We start from the raw sequence: 17,699 nt of genomic DNA, 5'->3' as shown, positions 1-17,699 counted from the left end.
GAAACCATGACGATTCTCATCCGTGGCGGCACCGTCGTCACCCATGACGAGACCTATCGCGCCGACGTGCTGTGCATCGATGGCAAGATCCAGGCGATCGGCACCGACCTCGACGCCCCCGCCGGGGCCGAGGTGATCGATGCTGGCGGCCAGTACGTGATGCCCGGCGGTATCGATCCGCACACCCACATGCAGCTGCCGTTCATGGGTACGGTGGCCAGCGAGGATTTCTACACCGGCACCGCCGCCGGGCTGGCCGGAGGCACGACGTCGATCATCGACTTCGTGATTCCCAGCCCCGGCCAGTCGTTGATGGAGGCCTTCAAGACCTGGCGAGGCTGGGCCGAGAAGGCCGCTAGCGACTACGCCTTCCATGTCGCCATCACCTGGTGGGACAACAGCGTGCGCGAGGACATGGGCACGCTGGTGCGCGAGCACGGCGTCAACAGCTTCAAGCACTTCATGGCCTACAAGAACGCCATCATGGCCACCGACGACATCCTGGTCGCCAGCTTCTCGCGTTGCCTGGAACTCGGCGCCGTGCCCACCGTGCACGCCGAGAACGGCGAACTGGTCTATCACCTGCAACAGCAGATTCTCGCCAAGGGCATCACCGGCCCCGAGGGGCATCCGCTATCGCGGCCACCGCAGGTCGAAGGCGAAGCAGCCGGACGTGCGATTCGTATGGCCGGCACGCTGGGCACGCCGATCTACGTAGTGCATGTGTCGTGCAAGGACGCCCTAGACGAGATCACCTACGCACGCCAGCAAGGCCAGGCCGTCTATGGCGAGTGCCTGGCCGGCCACCTCGTGATCGACGACAGCGTCTACCGTAACAAGGACTGGGACCAGGCCGCAGGCTACGTAATGAGCCCGCCTTTCCGCAGCCAGGAGCATCAAGTCGCACTATGGAAGGGACTGCAATCCGGCAACCTGCAAACCACCGCCACCGACCATTGCTGCTTCTGCGCCGAGCAGAAGGCGCTGGGCAAGGAGGATTTCACCAAGATCCCTAACGGCACCGCCGGCATCGAGGACCGCATGGCCGTGATCTGGGACGAAGGCATCAACAGTGGCCGCTTGTCGATGCAGGAGTTCGTCGCCCTGACCTCCACCAACACCGCCAAGATCTTCAACATGTACCCGCGCAAGGGCGCGATCAAGGAAGGTGCCGATGCCGACCTGGTGGTCTGGGACCCCAATGGCACGCGCACCATTTCCGCCGAGACCCATCACCAGAATATCGACTTCAACATCTTCGAGGGCAAGACGGTACGCGGTATCCCGCGCCACACCGTGAGCCAGGGTAAGTGGGTCTGGCGCGACGGCGACCTGCGCGCCGAACAGGGCGCCGGCCGTTACCTCGAACGCCCGGCCTACCCCGGCGTCTACGACGTGCTCAAGCGTCGTGCCGAGCATAACGCGCCGACCGCCGTCGAGCGCTGAGTCACCGCCTGACCGACCGATCAACAACAATAGCCGGCCCGCCTGACGTGGTTGATGGCAATCAGCCACCCGGGCAGGGCCAAAGGAGTTGACTGTGACCGATGCCCTTAGCCATCTTCCCCGTGCCGGCGACGGCGCGGCCCTGAAGGCCGGTTTCACCGACCTGCATCCACCGCTCACCCAGCGCCAGGCAATCATCGAGAGCCAGCGCTGCCTGTATTGCTACGATGCCCCGTGCATCGAGGCCTGCCCCTCGGATATCGACATTCCGCGCTTTATCCGCGAGATCAGCGAGGACAACATCAACGGCGCCGCCCAGACCATACTCGAGCAGAACATCCTCGGCGGCAGTTGCGCCCGCGTCTGCCCCACCGAGATCCTCTGCGAGCAGAGCTGCGTGCGCAATCACGATGCCGAATGCCAGCCGGTGCTGATCGGCCTGCTGCAGCGCCATGCCATCGATCACATGCACTTCGACGGGCACCCCTTCCACCGCGCCGCCGATACCGGCAAGCACATCGCCGTGGTCGGCGCCGGCCCGGCGGGACTGTCCTGTGGACACCGGCTGGCGATGCACGGCCATCGCGTGACGATACTCGAAGCCGAGGCCAAACCCGGCGGGCTCAACGAATACGGCATCGCCAAGTACAAGCTGGTCGACGACTACGCCCAGCGGGAGATCGCCTTCCTGCTCAAGATCGGCGGCATCGAGATCCGCCACGGCCAGCGCCTCGGCGACAACCTGACGCTCGACGCCCTGCAGCGTGACTACGACGCGGTATTTCTCGGCCTGGGCCTCGCGGCCAGCCGCCAATTGGGCCTGATCGGAGAAAATGCACCGGGACTGATGCCTGCCACCGAGTACATCAAGACGCTGCGCCAGGCCAGCGACCTCGGCAGCCTGCCACTGGCGCGGCGCTGTGTCGTCATCGGCGCCGGCAATACCGCCATCGACATGGCCATGCAGATGGTCCGCCTGGGGGCCGACGAGGTTACTTTGGTCTACCGCCGCGACGCCGAGGCGATGTCCGCCACCGGTCATGAACAGGCGATCGCCAAGGCCAACGGCGTACGCATCGTCACTTGGGCCCAGCCCAAGCAGGTCTTGATTGGTGACGATGGCCGAGTCAGCGGCATGCGCTTCGCGCGTACCGAGACGCGTGACGGCACCTTGGTCGCCACCGGCGAAACCCTGGACATCCCGGCCGATGCGGTGTTCAAGGCGATCGGGCAGGCCTTCGCCGATGACGGCCTGAGCGATGACCGCGCCTCGCGGATCGCCCGTGACGGCGGCAAGATCCACATTGACGACAGCTTCCGCACCAGTCTGGCCGGCGTCTACGCCGGGGGCGACTGCGTGGTGCCGGGCCAGGATCTTACCGTCCAGGCCGTGCAACACGGCAAACTGGCCGCCCAGGCCATTCATCAGGACATCATGGCCCAGCAGGAGGTGGCGTAATGACAGCCACAGCGAAACGACCCGACGTCGACCTGAGCATCGAATTCGCCGGCATCAAGGCACCCAATCCCTTCTGGCTGGCCTCAGCCCCGCCCACCGACAAGGCCTACAACGTCGAGCGCGCCTTCGAAGCCGGCTGGGGCGGCGTGGTATGGAAGACCCTCGGCGAGGACCCGGCGGCGGTCAATGTCTCGTCGCGCTACTCGGCGCACTTCGGCAAGAACCGCGAGGTACTCGGCTTCAACAATATCGAGCTGATCACCGACCGCAGCCTCGAGATCAACCTGCGCGAGATCACCGAGGTCAAGCAGCGCTGGCCAGATCGTGCGCTGATCGTGTCGTTGATGGTGCCCTGCGTCGAAGAGAGCTGGAAGGCGATCCTGCCCCTGGTCGAGGCCACCGGCGCGAACGGCATCGAGCTCAACCTCGGCTGCCCCCACGGCATGCCCGAACGCGGCATGGGAGCCGCGGTGGGTCAGAACCCCGACCTGATCGAACAGGTCACGCGTTGGTGCAAGACCTATTCGTCGTTGCCGGTGATCGTCAAGCTCACCCCCAACATCACCGACATTCGCGTCCCGGCTCGGGCCGCCCTGCGTGGCGGGGCCGACGCCGTGTCGCTGATCAATACCATCAACTCGATCACCTCGCTGGATCTCGACAACATGGTCGCCAAGCCCACCGTGGGCACGCAGAGCACCCACGGCGGCTATTGCGGTGCGGCGGTCAAGCCCATCGCCATGAACATGGTCGCCGAGATCGCTCGTGACCCGGAAACGGCCGAGCTGCCGATCTGCGGCATCGGCGGCATCTCCCACTGGCGCGATGCGGCGGAGTTCGTCGCACTGGGTGCCGGCGCGGTACAGGTCTGCACCGCCGCCATGCTGCACGGCTTTCGCATCGTCGACGAAATGCAGGACGGCCTGGCGCGTTGGATGGCGGAAAAAGGCTACCGCAGCCTGAGCGAGTTCTCGGGTAAGGCGGTGCGCAACACCACTGACTGGAAGTATCTGGACATGAACTTCCAGACCATCGCGCATATCGACCAGGACAAGTGCATCGAATGCGGGCGTTGCTACATCGCCTGCGAGGACACCTCGCACCAGTCGATCGCCAAACTGGTCGATGCCAGCGGCACCCGTCGCTACGAGGTGATCGAGGAAGAGTGCGTGGGCTGCAATCTGTGCCAAATCACCTGCCCGGTGCAGGACTGCATCACCATGGTGCCCCAGCCCAGCGACAAGCCCTACATGAGCTGGAACGAAGACCCGCGCAACCCCTTCCGTGAAACGGCCTAGACCGATTCGGCATCAAAAACCCGGAAGCGATTCCGGGTTTTTGATGCCATAAAGGCGAGGACATGGTCAGGGAGACAAACCGATCCCCCGCAGGATGATGCTGGTCACCGACTGCACGGCGCGTTCGAACTGCAGATCGTCGAGCGGCGCCTCATCGTTGAGCAGGCTGATCTGGTAATCGAAGTCGGCATAGTGCTGGGTCGAGGCCCAGATCATGTAGAGCAGGTAGGAGGGATCGACCGCCAGGATGCGTCCATCATCGATCCATTCCCGGATCTTGGCTTCCTTGAGCTTGGCCCATTCGTAGAGGTTATCGCGCAGACAATCGCCGAGTACCGGCGCTCCCTGCATCACCTCCGCTGCCCACACCTTGGACCCCGCGGCACGATCCCGCGAATGCGCCATTTTGGCGCGAATGTAGGTCGACAGCACGATGCGCGGGTCGTCATAGAGCTCAAAGCATAGAGCATCCTGTTTCCATACTTCGAGCAAACCGAGCAGCACCTCGCGGTACAGGTCTTCTTTGGTGGAGAAGTAATAATGCACGTTGGATTTGGGAATCTCTACCAACTGAGCAATCTCGCCCATGGAAGCCCCAGCATATCCTTTTTCGGCAAACACCCGTTCCGCTGCCAACCGAATGCTCTCGACATTGCGGCGACGAATTCCACCTTTTCGTTTGGCCATGGCGTCCTCTCGACCGAATTGCCCCCGCCCATCAGGGCCCACTTTATCATTAGTCTGCATAAAGACGCTGCCATGGTCGCAAGGCTCGGTAGCCATGCTCGCAGCAAGCTATAGTGCCAGCGTGAGCCAATACGCTCCTGTTTTTCCGCCATCCACCCGCTTGCTACAGTGGCTAGTGCCATAACCGTTCACAAGGAAGCCATGATGACTATCTCCGTAGGCGACAAGATTCCCGACGTCACCCTCAAGACCAACGGTGCCAATGGCCCCGAGAACATCTCCACCGGCGAGCTGTTCAGCGGCAAGCGTGTCGTGCTGTTCGCGGTGCCCGGCGCCTTTACGCCAGGTTGCTCCAACACGCACATGCCCGGCTTCGTGATCAAGGCCGACGATATCCTCGCCAAGGGCGTGGATACCATCGCTTGCATGGCGGTCAACGACGCCTTCGTGATGGGGGCCTGGCAGAAGGACCAGAACGCCCAGCAAATCACCATGCTCGCCGACGGCAACGCCGAGTTCGCCAAGGCGCTGGGATTGGAGCTTGATGCCAGCGGCGGCGGCATGGGCATTCGTTGCAAGCGCTTCGCGCTGATTGCCGACGACGGCGTCGTCGAGTATCTCGGCGTGGATACCAAGGGCGTTGATCAGAGCAGCGCCGAGACGGTGCTTGGCAAGCTCTGATCCCGATTTCGGTTCCATGTAGCGCATGGTGTCGGGTACACCGATGTCGTGCGCTGAACGGCCCACGTCGCGTACGGCCACGCCGTTGACCGAGCCTGGGCGGCAGCATGTTTCCGTATGCCCTACACTGCATTAGCGGAGCTTGATTCTGGGTCAAGGGGAGAACGCTACATGCGAGCCTACCTACAAAAACATACCAACCCACCCGTATTCATTATCTCAGCCGTCGTTATTCTGGCATTCGTCGCCTGGGGCGTCATGGCGCCAGCACAGCTCGGTTCGGTCGCGGGCGTGGCGAACACCTGGATTACGCGGTCATTCGGCTGGTGGTACATGCTGAGCGCGACCGCCTTTCTGGTTATCGTGGCGGCCATACTCTTCAGCCCCTGGGGCCGCATCCGGCTGGGTCCGGACGACAGCCGCCCGGAGTGGAGTACCTGGTCGTGGTTTTCCATGCTGTTCACGGCGGGCATGGGCATCGGGCTGGTCTTCTATGGCGTCGCCGAGCCCATCTTTCACTTCAACAGCCCGCCCACCGGCGAGGGTGGAACCGGCCAGGCAGCGCTCCGGGCCATGGGCATCACCTTGTTCCATTGGGGATTTCACCCCTGGGCGATCTATATCGTCGTGGGGCTCTCGCTGGGGTATTTCTGCTATCGCAAGGACCTGCCGATGCGTCCGGCCTCGGCGCTGTATCCGCTGATCGGCAAGGGCATTTATGGCCCGGTAGGCAACGCGATCGATATTCTGGCGGTGTTCGGCACGCTGTTCGGCCTGGCGACCTCGCTGGGGCTTGGCGCGACCCAGATCAACGCCGGTCTCAATGAGGTCTTCGGACTGAGTATCAGTGCCACCTCACAGGTCATCATCATCGGCCTGATCACCACAGTCGCCGTTGGCTCGGTCATGCTCGGTGTCGATGCCGGCATCCGCCGCTTGTCGGTGATCAACATGTACCTGGCAATCCTGCTCGCGGTATTCGTGTTCGTCGTCGGGCCGAGCGTGTTCATCCTCGAGTTCATGGTCAGCAGCACGGGCTACTATATCCAGCACCTGCCCGAAACCAGCTTCCAGATGTACTCGTTCTCCGAAGCGGGTTCCGAATGGCTCGCGAGTTGGACGCTGTTCTACTGGGGTTGGTGGATATCCTGGTCACCGTTCGTGGGCATGTTCATCGCGCGGGTCTCGCGCGGGCGCACCATCCGCCAGTTCATCGCCGGCACGCTGCTGGCACCCGTCGGAGCTTCGGTGGTCTGGTTCGCGATCTTCGGCGGCAGCGCCATGAAGTATCTGCTCGACGACCCTAGCAACCCGCTATCGAATGCCGGCACCACCGACGCCATGTTCATACTGATGGACCAGCTGCCCATCCTATCTAGCCTGGGTACGCTGGCGTCGCTGCTGGCGATCATCGTCGTGGCGCTGTTCTTCGCGACGTCGTCCGACTCCGGTTCGCTGGTCGTGGATATGCTCACCAATGGCGGAGATACCAATCCTATCTGGCAACAGCGCCTATTCTGGGCCGTGCTCGAAGGGGTCGTGGCGGCGGTACTGCTAGCCGCCGGGTGGGCCGCGACAGGCAATGCAACGTCCGCATTGACTCCGCTGCAGACGGCCGCGGTGGCGACCGGCCTGCCCTTCTCCATCGTCATGATATTCATGTGTTGGGGGCTGATGCGGGCTCTGTCCCAGGAGCGCGCACCCGGCGTGCCTGGACGCAAGGATCGATATCCCTACCCCTCCCAGCCACCGGCGCCGAAACGCGAGGACGCAACCTCGCGAACTTGACGCAAACCCGGCACGGCAGGTCGTCGCCTGCCGTGCCTCTACTCAGCCAGGTAACTCTTTCAACCGCTGCTCGAGAAACTGGCGTTCTTGCTGTTGATGCCGGGTAAGTTCCAGCGCTCGCCGATAAGCGATTCGCGCTTCGCCGTTTCTTCCTAGCCGGCGGTACAGATCGGCACGTGCGGCGTGCGCCAAATGGTAGTCGAGCAGATCGCCACGTTCGAGAATCGCGTCGATAATGGCCAGACCCACCGCAGGGCCATGGTGCATGGCCACGGCAACGGCACGGTTCAATTCGATAACCGGGGACGACTCCACGCGAGCCAATACGTCGTAGAGTCCGACGATCTGCTCCCAGTCGGTGTCATCGGCGCTGGGGGCTTCGGCATGCACCGCCGCGATGGCGGCCTGAAGCGTATAAGGGCCGAAACGTCGCGATAACAACGCCCGTTCTACCAAGGCGCCACCCTCGGCGATCCGCTCTATGTCCCACAGCGAACGGTCCTGGTCGCTGAGCAGAATCAACGCCCCCGCCGATGTGAAGCGCGCCGAGCGGCGCGATTCGTGCAACAGCATCAGCGCCAGCAGCCCCATCGCTTCAGGCTCGGGTAGCAACTCGACGAGCAACCTGCCCAAGCGGATCGCTTCTCTGGAAAGATCGTCACGCGTCAGCGACTCGCCGAAAGACGCCGAGTAGCCTTCGTTGAACACCAGATAGACCACACGCAGCACGCTATCCATGCGTTCCGGCAACGCGTCCCGCGAGGGTACCTGATAGGGAATCCGCGCATCGCGAATCTTCGCCTTGGCGCGCACAATGCGCTGGGCCACCGTGGTCGGCGTAGTCAGAAAGGCGCGGGCGATCTCCTCGGTGGTCAAGCCGCAGACTTCGCGCAGGGTCAGCGCCACCTGGGCATGGGGTGGCAATGCCGGGTGGCAGCACGTGAAGATCAGCCGCAGACGGTCGTCTTCGACATCTTCGTCCTCCCCTGGCGCGGCCTCCTCGTTATCGGCTTCTATCTGCCTGGCGAGCTCGGTCTGCGAGGCATCGAATCGCGCACGCCGGCGCAGGCTATCGATGGCCTTGAAACGCCCCGCCGAGACCAGCCAGGCGCGGGGATTGGCGGGCACGCCATCGCGTTGCCACTGCTGCATGGCGGCGGCAAAGGCATCGTGCAGCGCCTCCTCGGCGAGTTCGAAGTCGCCGAGCAGACGAATTAACGTGGCGAGAACGCGACGTGACTCGTTGCGGTAGACGCTGTCCACCACCTCGCGCATCTGTTGGGCCGATTGCTCGCTCATCGTTCGCGGGGTCGTTATTCCGCCTTCTCGCAATTGACCATCCACGGTATCCCGAACCGATCGACCAGCATCCCGAAGCGCACGGCCCAGAACGTCTCCTCTATCGGCATGCGTACCGTGCCGCCCTCGGCCAGGCCATGGAATACACGCTCCGCTTCTGTCGGGTCGTCGACATTTGCCGTCACCGCGAAGCCCTGCGGTTGCTCGAAGTGCTCGGCGGGACTGTCGGAGCCCATCAGCACCCAGCTACCGACGCTCAGGCGCGCATGCATGATCTTGCCAGGCATGTTACACGGCGAATCATCTGCCGCAGGTGCCTCGTCATAGCTATGCAGGGCATCGAGATTGCCACCCAGGCACTGAGCGTAGTGCTTGAACGCCTCTTCGCACTGGCCGTTGAAAAACAGGTAAGGGTTGAGCTGCATCGTCGTTTCTCCTTTTCGACTCAACGTGTTGCGTTCTGGGCCAGCGGTGCGTCCTCGGGTCGTTCCGACGTCACCAGTTCCCTGACCGGGCGCACCTCGACGCTGCCCACGCGGGCTGCGGGAATTTTCGCGGCGATCTGTATCGCCTCGTTCAGATCCCGCGCATCGACCAGATAGAACCCGGCCAGTTGCTCCTTGGTTTCGGCGAAGGGCCCATCGGTGATGGTCGATTTGCCATTGCGCACGCGCACGGTGGTGGCGGTCTGCACCGATTCCAGCGCCTCGGCGGCGATCATCCGCCCGCTCTCATGCACCGACTCGGCGTAGGCCAGGCACTCCTCGTCGCGCGGGCTATCGGGCAGGGCATGAAGAGCGGATTCTTCACTATAGACCAGACAGAGATATTTCATGATGGACTCCAGATCATTGAGTGGTACTGAATAGTCGCTCGGCGACACATGCAATCGACAATCGCCAGGAACGTTTTATCGACCCATGGATACCGCCTCGCTCATTGCTCATAACGATCGTGATGACGCACCCAATCCATGGTGCCGCGCTCGTTGCGCCCCTTCGGCGTCAGATCGAGATAGTTATGCGCCCCGAGCAGGATGTCGCCGCCCCGCGCATAGGAAGAATAGGTGTGAAAGACGTCGCCGGCAGCGTCCTTGTAGAACACGCTGATGCCGTGCATTTCCTCGCCGGGATTCTGGCTGCGTTCGAAGTTGTAATAGACCGTGCCCGCGGCGATATCCTCCGGGGTGGCTGAGGCGTGATAGTCGTAGTTGAAGTCGCTGCCATGGGATGACACCCAATTGAAGCGCCAACCCATGCGCTGCTTGAACGGCGCGAACTCGGCCAATGGCGCCCGCGATACCGCCAGCAGCGTCACATCGTGATGTGCCAGGTGCAGGTTGGCGCCGTCGATGTGGTCGGCCAGGAACGAGCAGCCACCGCAGCCCTCTTCCCAGCCGGGACCGAACATGAAGTGATAGACGATCAACTGACTGCGACCGTCGAACAGCTCGGCGAGCGTGCGTTTGCCTTCCGGGGTATCGAACTCGTACTGCTTCTCGACCTTGACCCACGGCAACGCGCGGCGCGCGGCACTCACCCGGTCGCCCAGGTGGGTCAGCTCCTTCTCCTTGGCCAGCAGGTCCTTGCGGGCTTGTAACCATTCCTCCCGCGACACCACCCGTGGTGAGTTGCTGTCGATGTTGTCCACGATCTCGCCTCCTCTCGCTTGCCAACGAAGATTGACGCTACGCATCGCAGCCTAGCGCCCAATACAACGTATAGTCGTTTGGCAAAGGGTGAGATCGACAGTTTGAAAAAACCAATTGGGAAGAATTAGCGAAGGTCGCGAAACGCCTCGGCGACATGCCCCGCCAGCACCTCGCCGGCCGAACTGGTGCCGGCCCCACGAATCAGCAGAATCTGGTACTCGCCAATCGATGGCAGTCCGGCATTCGCTTCCAGCTTGCGTAGCGGTGCGCGAATCAGGCTGAGCGATAACGGAGCCACCGCCAGATCGGCCAGCAGCGCCGCCTCCTGCCCGGCGCAGTTTTCGCTGGTGTAGGCGACTCGATAGTCCACGCCACTGCGATCCAGGGCCGATAGCGCCATCGCCCGCCAGGCACAGCCCTGATTGGCCAATGCCAGCGGCAACGGCGAGCGCTCGTGCGCGACGCCGCCGTCAAGACACGCCCAGGCCAGTGGCTCGGTGTGCACGATCTCGCCACGCGCCGAATCCAGGCCCTCGTTGCCGGCGGTTACCAGCGCCAGGTCGAGCTCCCCCCTATCCAACCGCTCGAGCATGTCGATACTGCGACCGACGACGACTTCGACCTGCACTGCCGGGTGCGAACGGGCGAATTGCGCAAGAACCCGAGGCAGGATACGCGATCCCACATCGTCGGGCGTGCCAAAGCGCACCGTGCCCTCCAGCGGCGGCGTGAGAAAATGCGTCACCGCCTCTTCGTTGAGCTTGAGCAGGCGACGCCCGTAACTCAGCAGCACCTCTCCCTCGGGGGTCAGCCTCACCTGGCGCGCCTCGCGCACGAAAAGGGACTGCCCCAGCGTTTCTTCCAGGCGCTTGATCTGCATGCTCAGGGCCGACGGCGTGCGAAAGACCTGCCTTGCGGCGCGGGTGAAGCTACCGCTTTCCGCGATGGCGACGAACGTGCGCAACACGTCCGAATCCAGAAGCGGCAAGGCAGTGTTGCTGACCGGGAAGGCAGGAAGCGTCATGACGATAACCTTTCAAATTTTCTTAATCTTGAATGTAGTTCTTTTCGTTTGATTGAACAAACTCGGCGAGCCATTCTGATTCCCGAGGTCGCGACCCTCATTCATTTACAACCCGCAAACCGGCTGCCTCGACCAATCGAGCGGCCATAAGGGAGGTGTCGTCATGTGTGACCTCAACCGGGCCTGTCGCCTACCACGCGACGCAAAACAACCGACCCAGCCGCCTATGCCGGATTTCTATATGCCGGCCATGCCACCATTGAAGCTGATCAATGCGCTGGAAAACTGGGTCCGCTCCTGGGTTCGCCGCCGGCAGTTTCGCCAACGCTTCCTGTACCTGCTCGATTACGACGACCATATTCTCGCGGACATGGGCCATTGCCGGGAGGAGATCGAGTGGGCGCTGCAGTTGCCGCTGCGTGAAGATGCCATCAAGGCGCTGAGTTGTCGCCGGGAGCGGCGTCGCCAAGCGTCCTCCATTGGCAATAGCGGGAACGGAGCCAATCGGGTCACGCTATCCGAGCATTCATGACTACACTGGGTTTCGTGCGGAAGCGGAATCGACCGTGTGGTTGGCCTACCTTCAACCGACAAGAGGAAAAGCATCGATGTCAGCAACCAATGAATGCCAAGGCGCTTGCCTGTGCGGTGCCGTCAGCCTGAGCGTCACGCTCAACAGTCATGATGTGAGTGCCTGCCACTGTCATATGTGCCAGAAATGGGGCGGAGGCCCCTTTCTGGCCATCGAGAGCGACCAACAGGTCAATATCAGCGGCGAGGAAAACGTCGGCGTTTACGGGTCTTCCGAGTGGGCCGAACGCGGCTTCTGCCGCCAATGCGGCACCCACCTGTTCTACCGCTTGAAGGAAGGTATCCAAGAAGGTGGCCACTATGCGATTCCCGCCGGATTGATCGATGGCGACAAGTCCTGGATCCTGGACCAACAGATCTTCATCGACGAGAAACCGGATTATTACGCCTTCGCCAACTCGACCAAAAGCATGACCGGCGCGGAAGTGTTCGAGGCGTTCACGGGTTCATCCGACCCCTAATAGTCCAGGCTTTGTCTTGAAAGTCGACGAGCGAAGCCCAGGCAAGGCAAAAATCGGCGAGAGGGCGGAGTTTACGCATTGTAAATGAGCACCTTGAGCCGATTTTTAACGCCGTATCGGCAAGCGCAGGCACTTTCCAGGCAAAGCCTAACTCAACAGCATCATGCCCTGCTCAATATCCGCGGCGATCGCCTGGCAAAACGCCTCGCGATCGCCGCGCGACAGTGCCTGAGTCACTTCACGGTGATGGTCGTCGGCAATACTCGATGCGCCCCAACGCGTGCAGATATAACGCATGCTCGGCCCATACTGTAACCATAATATCTCTACCAACGGCAGCAAGACGCGCGAGTAACTAAGCCGGTAGATATGAAAATGAAACTGATAATTGCCGCGCATATAGCGAAGGATATCGGCTTGGTCGATGGCGGTATCGATACGCTCATCGATACGCTTCAGCTCGTCGACATCCCTGTCGGTAATGTTGGCAAAGGCGCGGCGTGATATCTCGGTTTCCAGGTTCTTGCGCGCATACAACACCTCGTGAAAACGCTCGCGATTCAAGGCGGGAACGATGATCTTTCGGCTATCGGAGAATTCCAGCGCCCCTTCCGTCACCAACCAGCGCACGGCTTCCCTGGCTGGCATCGCGCTGGTGCCGTACTGCGCGGCGATGCGCCGAATCGAGATCACCTCGCCGGGAGTAAAGTCCCCTTCGCACATTCGCACGCGCAGCGCATGGTGCAACCGGGTGGAGGCGGTATCGGGCGAGAACGCATCTCGGTTGGCAGTCAATTCCGTGGTCATGCGGGCACCGTCATTTCGTCGTCCATCTAGAGGGTGTTTACAAAAGTAACGAGCGACGGCCAGGCAAGGCGGAATCAGCCGAAAAAGCGGAGTTTACAGACAGTAAATGAGTATTTTTATCGGACTCGCGCCCGAGGCTGATTTCAACACGGCATGGCCTAGCGCAGTAGTTTGTAAATATCCTCTTACCTTAACGCAGTTATAGCGCAGCGGCTTCCACGCGCTGCCTTGTGAGCCCGTCGAGCCTCTGCTAGTGTGATCACACATGTGTGATCACAGCATACCCCAAAAACAAACATCGTGAATCTCTCTATGCAACAGACACCTTGCGCCACGCAAACCGGATGTCTCCATGCGGAGGCATCATGACTCGAGAACGCTGCGCGTCGTATTACACGGCATCGATCGCTCAGGAATCCGCTTACCCGGAGCTGGAAGGCGAGCACCGCGTGGACGTGGCGATTGTCGGCGGCGGCTTCACCGGGGTGGCCAGCGCGGTCGAACTCGCCGAGCGCGGCTATCGCGTGGCCATCGTCGAAGCCAACAAGATTGGCTGGGGCGCCAGTGGGCGCAACGGCGGTCAGGTCACCGGCAGCCTCTCCGGCCAGGACGCCATGGCCAAGCAGATGCGCAAGACACTCGGTGACGAGGCCGCGAATTTCGTCTGGAACCTGCGCTGGCGCGGCCACCGGATCATCAAGGAGCGCGTCGCCAAGTATGGTATCGCCTGCGATCTCAAGCATGGCCATCTACAGGCGGCCTACAAGCCGAGCCATGTAAAGGCGCTCAGAAAGGACTTCGAGGAATCGCAGCAGCACGCCATCGGTGAACATGTGCAGTGGCTCGATGCCGAGGCCACGCGCCATGTCGTCGGCACCGAGCTCTATCATGGCGCCATTCGCAACGACTACAACATGCACCTGCACCCGCTCAACCTGTGCCTGGGCGAAGCCCGCGCGGCGGCGGGCTTGGGCACGCTGATCTTCGAGCACTCTCCGGTCATCGATATCGAGCATGGCGAGCAGCCCGTTGTCGTCGGCGAGCGGGGTCGCGTAAAGGCTGACAGCGTGATCCTCGCCGGCAACGCCTATCACCGGCTCGAGCGCAAGAAACTCAGTGGCAAGCTGTTTCCGGCGGCGCTGGGTATCGTCACCACTGCACCACTATCTTCCGAACTCGCCCAGGCGATCAACCCGGATGATCTGGCCGTTTACGATACACGTTTCGTACTCGATTATTACCGATTGACCGCCGACAAGCGCCTGCTGTTCGGTGGCGGCGCCAACTACTCGGGCAGGGACTCCGAAGATATTTCCGCTGAACTCCGCCCAAGACTCGAGCATACCTTTCCCCAGCTCAAGGGCGTCGCTATCGACTTCCAGTGGCAGGGCATGGCCGGCATCGTCATCAACCGCATCCCCCAGCTCGGCAAGCTTTCCGACAACGTCTATTACGCGCAAGGCTATTCGGGGCACGGCATCGCCACCTCGCACATCGTCGGCGAGATCATGGCCAATGCCGTCGGTGGCACGCTCGAGGAATTCGATACCTTCGCCAAGGTAAGGCATGTCCGCATACCACTCAACGACCGCCTCGGTAACGCCCTGCTCGCCGCTGGCATGTGGTACTACCAGTTGCTCGAAAAATTACGCTAGTCGAAAACTCAACCCACCAAGAAGAAGCACAACAACAAGCCCTCAAAGGTGAGAGACGATGGAATATAACGGCCCGCTCATCCTGCTCCCAACGGCGATCGTACTGATACTCGCCCTATGGTCGCGACGCGCTCTTGAACCACTGATCTTCGGCGCCGTCGTCGGCACCGTGATGATTGCCCCCGGCAACATCCTCGGTAGCCTGGCCGAGGATTCGCTCGCGGTGATGACCAACGGCACCGTAGCCTGGGTCATCCTGGTATGTGGCCTTATGGGTAGCGTCATCGCGCTGCTATTGCGTTCGGGCGCCTCGCAGGCCTTCGCCACCAGCCTCACGCGCTTCGCCACCGGCCGGCGATCCTCCCTGCTAGCTTCGTGGGTGATGGGCATCATCCTGTTCGTCGACGACTACCTGAACTCGCTGGCCATCGGCACCTCGATGCGCAAGCTCACCGACCGCTACAAGGTATCGCGCGAGATGCTCGCTTATGTGGTCGACTCCACGGCGGCGCCGGTCAGCGTGATCATCCCGATTTCCACCTGGGCGGTATTCTTCGGCGCACTGCTCGAGGAAAATGGCGTGGCCGATGCCGGCCAGGGCGTGTGGACTTATGTCCAGTCGGTCCCGTACATGTTCTATCCATGGATCGCGGTGGCCATGGTGCCGATCGTCATCAGCGGTAAGATTCCGCTGATGGGCGCCATGAAGAAGGCCGAGCGGCGCGCCAGGGAGGAGGACAAGAGCGTGCCGCCAGGCGCCGAGCATATTGATGAGGAAATCGCCCACCTAGAGCCTCGGACCGGTGTCAGGGGCAATCTCTGGATGTTCATCCTGCCCATGGCATCGCTGGCCTTCTTCACCTGGTACTTCGACCTCGACTTCCTCAAGGGCCTCTACATCACCCTAGCCTGGATGGTCGTCGCCCTGATCGCTCTGCGCATCCTCAAGCCAGGCGAAACCTTCGACAATGCCCTCGAAGGCTTCAAGAGCATGATCGACCCACTGGCGATCCTGGTGGCGGCCTTCCTGCTCAACGAAGTCAACACCACGCTCGGCCTCACCGAGTACGTGATCACCACCGCCGAACCGCTGATCAGCGCCGAACTGCTGCCCGTCATCATCTTCACCGTGATGGCCTCGGTGTCGTTCGCCACCGGCTCCAACTGGGGCGTGTTCGTGATCATCCTGCCCATCGTCACCTCGCTGGCCAATGCCGTGGGCGCGGACATGACGCTGGTGATCGGCGCCACCCTCTCGGCCAGCACCTTCGGCAGCCACGCCTGTTTCTACTCGGACGCCACGGTATTGACTGCCCAGGCCACCGGTTGTACGCCGTTCCAGCACGCCTGGACCCAGTTGCCCTACGCCCTGCTGGCGGCGGCGCTCGCCGCCACCGCCTATATCGTGCTGGGCTATACGATTTGATGGGAAAGCGATGAACTCCGACACCCAAGCCAACTTCTGGACCTCGACCATCGTTGAGCGCACCACGCCGCGCCCACGGCTGGAGGCGCGAATCCAGGCCGACGTGGCCATTGTCGGCGCCGGCTTCACCGGGCTGTGGAGCGCCTACTACCTGAAGACACTCGCGCCCGCGCTCGATATCGTCGTGATCGAGGCCGAGCACGTCGGCCACGGCGCCTCCGGGCGCAACGGCGGCTGGGTGGTGGGCAACCTCGCCGGGCTGGAGCGCCATATCGGCGACCTGCCCGCGGCGCAGCGGCGTGACTGCTGTCGCGTCGTCGCCGACAACGTCGACGAGATCGGCAAGGTGCTGGAGCGCGAAAACATCCAGGCGGATTTCAACAAGGGCGGCGCGCTCTACGCCGCGGCGCGCTACCCGGATCAGATCTCCATCCAGAAGAATTACCTGGCGCATCTGCACGAACTCGGCCACAGCGAGACGGACTGTTACTGGCTCGATGCCGAACAACTGGCGCAGAAAGCGCGCTTTCGCAATGGCTACGGCGGCATCCACCATCGCCAGGTCGCCACCATCAATCCGGCCAAGCTGGTCACCGGCCTGGCCGAGGCCGTCGAACGCCTGGGCGTGACGATCTACGAGCACAGCCGCGTTACCACGCTGGGCCGACGGAAAGTAAGCACTCACGAGGGCGCCGTCGAGGCGACGACCATCGTCTGCGCCATGGAGGGCTACGCCGAGCGTCTGCATGATTTCAAGCGCCACGTCATCCCGGTGCAGAGCCTGGTGATCGCCACCGAGCCGCTGTCGGATGAGCTCTGGCAAGAGATCGGCATGGCCGAGCGCCCAGCCTTCGCCGATGCCAGCCGCCTGATCAACTACGGCCATCGCAGCGCCGACGGGCGCATCGTCTTCGGCGCTCGCGGCAGCTATCGTTTTGGCGCCAAGCCCAAGCACGACATGGCCATCACGCAAGACGACATCCGCATGCGCCGCGACCTGCTGGTGGATTTATTCCCCGTACTGAAGGGAGTGAAGATTGACTACGGCTGGGGCGGCTCGCTGGGGCTATCACGCAACTTTCGGCCGCATGCGATTCTCGATCGAGAAAAGGGCATCGCCACCGCCGGCGGCTATGCTGGTGAAGGCGTCGCCGCCTCGCACCTGTTCGGCCGCACCCTGGCCGATCTGATTCTCGAACGCGACTGCGAACTGGCGCGCATGCCCTGGGCCTTCGTGGGCGCCGGCCACCGCCAGTTGATCAAGCGCTGGGAGCCCGAGCCGCTGCGCTGGCTTGCCGCCCAAACGATCACCTACAGCTACGCTGGTGAAGAGGCACTGATGCAACGCGCCAGGCCGGCGCCCTTGATCAAACCCGCGCTCACCAGGGCGAACGATTATTTCGCCTCGATCATCGAATAAACGTTT

Annotated in this window: 17 protein-coding genes; 10 read left to right on the top strand and 7 right to left on the bottom strand. The window is 62.1% G+C overall.

What is annotated here, in order from left to right:
• Nucleotides 1-6: 6 nt before the first annotated feature.
• The 3 genes from hydA to preA all read left to right on the top strand — a co-directional run bounded on the left by hydA (nucleotide 7) and on the right by preA (nucleotide 4,203).
• Nucleotides 7-1,446: a dihydropyrimidinase gene (hydA, locus tag BLR92_RS18910; RefSeq protein WP_089730845.1), complete on the top strand. Its 1,440-nt coding sequence runs from the start codon at nucleotides 7-9 to the stop codon at nucleotides 1,444-1,446.
• A 94-nt stretch (nucleotides 1,447-1,540) separates the two neighbouring features.
• Nucleotides 1,541-2,905, top strand: coding sequence for an NAD(P)-dependent oxidoreductase (locus tag BLR92_RS18905; RefSeq protein WP_089730844.1), 1,365 nt, complete (start codon nucleotides 1,541-1,543; stop codon nucleotides 2,903-2,905).
• Nucleotides 2,905-4,203 carry an NAD-dependent dihydropyrimidine dehydrogenase subunit PreA gene (gene preA, locus BLR92_RS18900; RefSeq protein WP_089730843.1) on the top strand — a complete coding sequence of 433 codons (1,299 nt, stop codon included), beginning with the start codon at nucleotides 2,905-2,907 and terminating at the stop codon, nucleotides 4,201-4,203. Before BLR92_RS18905 ends, preA begins: the two co-directional genes overlap by 1 nt.
• A 66-nt stretch (nucleotides 4,204-4,269) precedes the next feature.
• Here preA and BLR92_RS18895 read toward each other — a convergent pair whose 3' ends face one another.
• A complete protein-coding gene (locus BLR92_RS18895; RefSeq protein WP_089730842.1) occupies nucleotides 4,270-4,890 on the bottom strand; it encodes a TetR/AcrR family transcriptional regulator in 621 nt (206 codons plus the stop codon).
• 204 nt (nucleotides 4,891-5,094) lie between these two features.
• On the opposite strand from BLR92_RS18895, the gene BLR92_RS18890 reads away from it, so the two are divergent.
• The gene (locus BLR92_RS18890; RefSeq protein WP_089730841.1) at nucleotides 5,095-5,571 is read left to right on the top strand and encodes a peroxiredoxin; all 477 of its coding nucleotides are present in this window, start codon (nucleotides 5,095-5,097) and stop codon (nucleotides 5,569-5,571) included.
• A 171-nt stretch (nucleotides 5,572-5,742) separates the two neighbouring features.
• A complete protein-coding gene (locus tag BLR92_RS18885) occupies nucleotides 5,743-7,359 on the top strand; it encodes a BCCT family transporter (protein WP_089730840.1) in 1,617 nt (538 codons plus the stop codon).
• A 42-nt stretch (nucleotides 7,360-7,401) separates the two neighbouring features.
• Here the strand turns inward: BLR92_RS18885 and BLR92_RS18880 are convergent, their stop codons facing one another.
• The 5 genes from BLR92_RS18880 to BLR92_RS18860 all read right to left on the bottom strand — a co-directional run bounded on the left by BLR92_RS18880 (nucleotide 7,402) and on the right by BLR92_RS18860 (nucleotide 11,333).
• Entirely contained in the window at nucleotides 7,402-8,658 is a 1,257-nt protein-coding gene (locus BLR92_RS18880; protein WP_089730839.1) for an RNA polymerase sigma factor, read from the bottom strand.
• A gap of 14 nt (nucleotides 8,659-8,672) precedes the next feature.
• Nucleotides 8,673-9,083, bottom strand: a complete 411-nt coding sequence (locus tag BLR92_RS18875) for a VOC family protein (RefSeq protein WP_089730838.1) — start codon at nucleotides 9,081-9,083, stop codon at nucleotides 8,673-8,675.
• 20 nt (nucleotides 9,084-9,103) lie between these two features.
• The gene (locus BLR92_RS18870) at nucleotides 9,104-9,493 is read right to left on the bottom strand and encodes a YciI family protein (RefSeq protein WP_089730837.1); all 390 of its coding nucleotides are present in this window, start codon (nucleotides 9,491-9,493) and stop codon (nucleotides 9,104-9,106) included.
• A 101-nt stretch (nucleotides 9,494-9,594) separates the two neighbouring features.
• Nucleotides 9,595-10,308 (bottom strand): DUF899 domain-containing protein, encoded by a 714-nt coding sequence (locus tag BLR92_RS18865; protein WP_245704273.1) that lies wholly within the window; start codon nucleotides 10,306-10,308, stop codon nucleotides 9,595-9,597.
• A gap of 125 nt (nucleotides 10,309-10,433) precedes the next feature.
• On the bottom strand, nucleotides 10,434-11,333 hold the full coding sequence (locus BLR92_RS18860; protein ID WP_089730835.1) for a LysR family transcriptional regulator: 900 nt from the start codon (nucleotides 11,331-11,333) through the stop codon (nucleotides 10,434-10,436).
• 163 nt (nucleotides 11,334-11,496) lie between these two features.
• Here BLR92_RS18860 and BLR92_RS18855 point away from each other — a divergent pair, with 163 nt between their 5' ends.
• Together BLR92_RS18855 and BLR92_RS18850 are read left to right on the top strand one after the other, a co-directional pair.
• Nucleotides 11,497-11,865 (top strand): hypothetical protein, encoded by a 369-nt coding sequence (locus BLR92_RS18855; protein ID WP_089730834.1) that lies wholly within the window; start codon nucleotides 11,497-11,499, stop codon nucleotides 11,863-11,865.
• A gap of 76 nt (nucleotides 11,866-11,941) precedes the next feature.
• Nucleotides 11,942-12,385, top strand: coding sequence for a GFA family protein (locus BLR92_RS18850; protein WP_089730833.1), 444 nt, complete (start codon nucleotides 11,942-11,944; stop codon nucleotides 12,383-12,385).
• Nucleotides 12,386-12,532: 147 nt separating this feature from the next.
• Here BLR92_RS18850 and BLR92_RS18845 read toward each other — a convergent pair whose 3' ends face one another.
• Complete coding sequence (locus tag BLR92_RS18845) at nucleotides 12,533-13,192, bottom strand: GntR family transcriptional regulator (RefSeq protein WP_089730832.1); 660 nt, start codon at nucleotides 13,190-13,192, stop codon at nucleotides 12,533-12,535.
• Nucleotides 13,193-13,557: 365 nt separating this feature from the next.
• Between BLR92_RS18845 and BLR92_RS18840 the strand changes: the two genes are divergently transcribed.
• The 3 genes from BLR92_RS18840 to BLR92_RS18830 are packed head-to-tail and all read left to right on the top strand — an operon-like array spanning nucleotide 13,558 to nucleotide 17,693.
• The gene (locus BLR92_RS18840) at nucleotides 13,558-14,847 is read left to right on the top strand and encodes an NAD(P)/FAD-dependent oxidoreductase (RefSeq protein WP_089730831.1); all 1,290 of its coding nucleotides are present in this window, start codon (nucleotides 13,558-13,560) and stop codon (nucleotides 14,845-14,847) included.
• 58 nt (nucleotides 14,848-14,905) lie between these two features.
• Nucleotides 14,906-16,273 carry a Na+/H+ antiporter NhaC family protein gene (locus tag BLR92_RS18835; protein ID WP_089730830.1) on the top strand — a complete coding sequence of 456 codons (1,368 nt, stop codon included), beginning with the start codon at nucleotides 14,906-14,908 and terminating at the stop codon, nucleotides 16,271-16,273.
• Between the two features lie 10 nt (nucleotides 16,274-16,283).
• A complete protein-coding gene (locus tag BLR92_RS18830; protein ID WP_089730829.1) occupies nucleotides 16,284-17,693 on the top strand; it encodes an NAD(P)/FAD-dependent oxidoreductase in 1,410 nt (469 codons plus the stop codon).
• Nucleotides 17,694-17,699: the final 6 nt, after the last annotated feature.

Origin of the sequence: Modicisalibacter muralis, assembly GCF_900102945.1 — a bacterium.
Classification (GTDB): domain Bacteria; phylum Pseudomonadota; class Gammaproteobacteria; order Pseudomonadales; family Halomonadaceae; genus Modicisalibacter; species Modicisalibacter muralis.
This window is presented reverse-complemented; position numbering and strand designations above follow the sequence as displayed.

Coding starts and splice junctions, on each gene's coding strand:
- hydA (WP_089730845.1), top strand. CDS start 7: ATGACGATTCTCATCCGTGGCGGCACCGTCGTCACCCATGACGAGACC.
- preA (WP_089730843.1), top strand. CDS start 2,905: ATGACAGCCACAGCGAAACGACCCGACGTCGACCTGAGCATCGAATTC.
- BLR92_RS18895 (WP_089730842.1), bottom strand. CDS start 4,890: ATGGCCAAACGAAAAGGTGGAATTCGTCGCCGCAATGTCGAGAGCATT.
- BLR92_RS18890 (WP_089730841.1), top strand. CDS start 5,095: ATGACTATCTCCGTAGGCGACAAGATTCCCGACGTCACCCTCAAGACC.
- BLR92_RS18885 (WP_089730840.1), top strand. CDS start 5,743: ATGCGAGCCTACCTACAAAAACATACCAACCCACCCGTATTCATTATC.
- BLR92_RS18880 (WP_089730839.1), bottom strand. CDS start 8,658: ATGAGCGAGCAATCGGCCCAACAGATGCGCGAGGTGGTGGACAGCGTC.
- BLR92_RS18875 (WP_089730838.1), bottom strand. CDS start 9,083: ATGCAGCTCAACCCTTACCTGTTTTTCAACGGCCAGTGCGAAGAGGCG.
- BLR92_RS18870 (WP_089730837.1), bottom strand. CDS start 9,493: ATGAAATATCTCTGTCTGGTCTATAGTGAAGAATCCGCTCTTCATGCC.
- BLR92_RS18860 (WP_089730835.1), bottom strand. CDS start 11,333: ATGACGCTTCCTGCCTTCCCGGTCAGCAACACTGCCTTGCCGCTTCTG.
- BLR92_RS18855 (WP_089730834.1), top strand. CDS start 11,497: ATGTGTGACCTCAACCGGGCCTGTCGCCTACCACGCGACGCAAAACAA.
- BLR92_RS18850 (WP_089730833.1), top strand. CDS start 11,942: ATGTCAGCAACCAATGAATGCCAAGGCGCTTGCCTGTGCGGTGCCGTC.
- BLR92_RS18845 (WP_089730832.1), bottom strand. CDS start 13,192: ATGACCACGGAATTGACTGCCAACCGAGATGCGTTCTCGCCCGATACC.
- BLR92_RS18840 (WP_089730831.1), top strand. CDS start 13,558: ATGACTCGAGAACGCTGCGCGTCGTATTACACGGCATCGATCGCTCAG.
- BLR92_RS18835 (WP_089730830.1), top strand. CDS start 14,906: ATGGAATATAACGGCCCGCTCATCCTGCTCCCAACGGCGATCGTACTG.
- BLR92_RS18830 (WP_089730829.1), top strand. CDS start 16,284: ATGAACTCCGACACCCAAGCCAACTTCTGGACCTCGACCATCGTTGAG.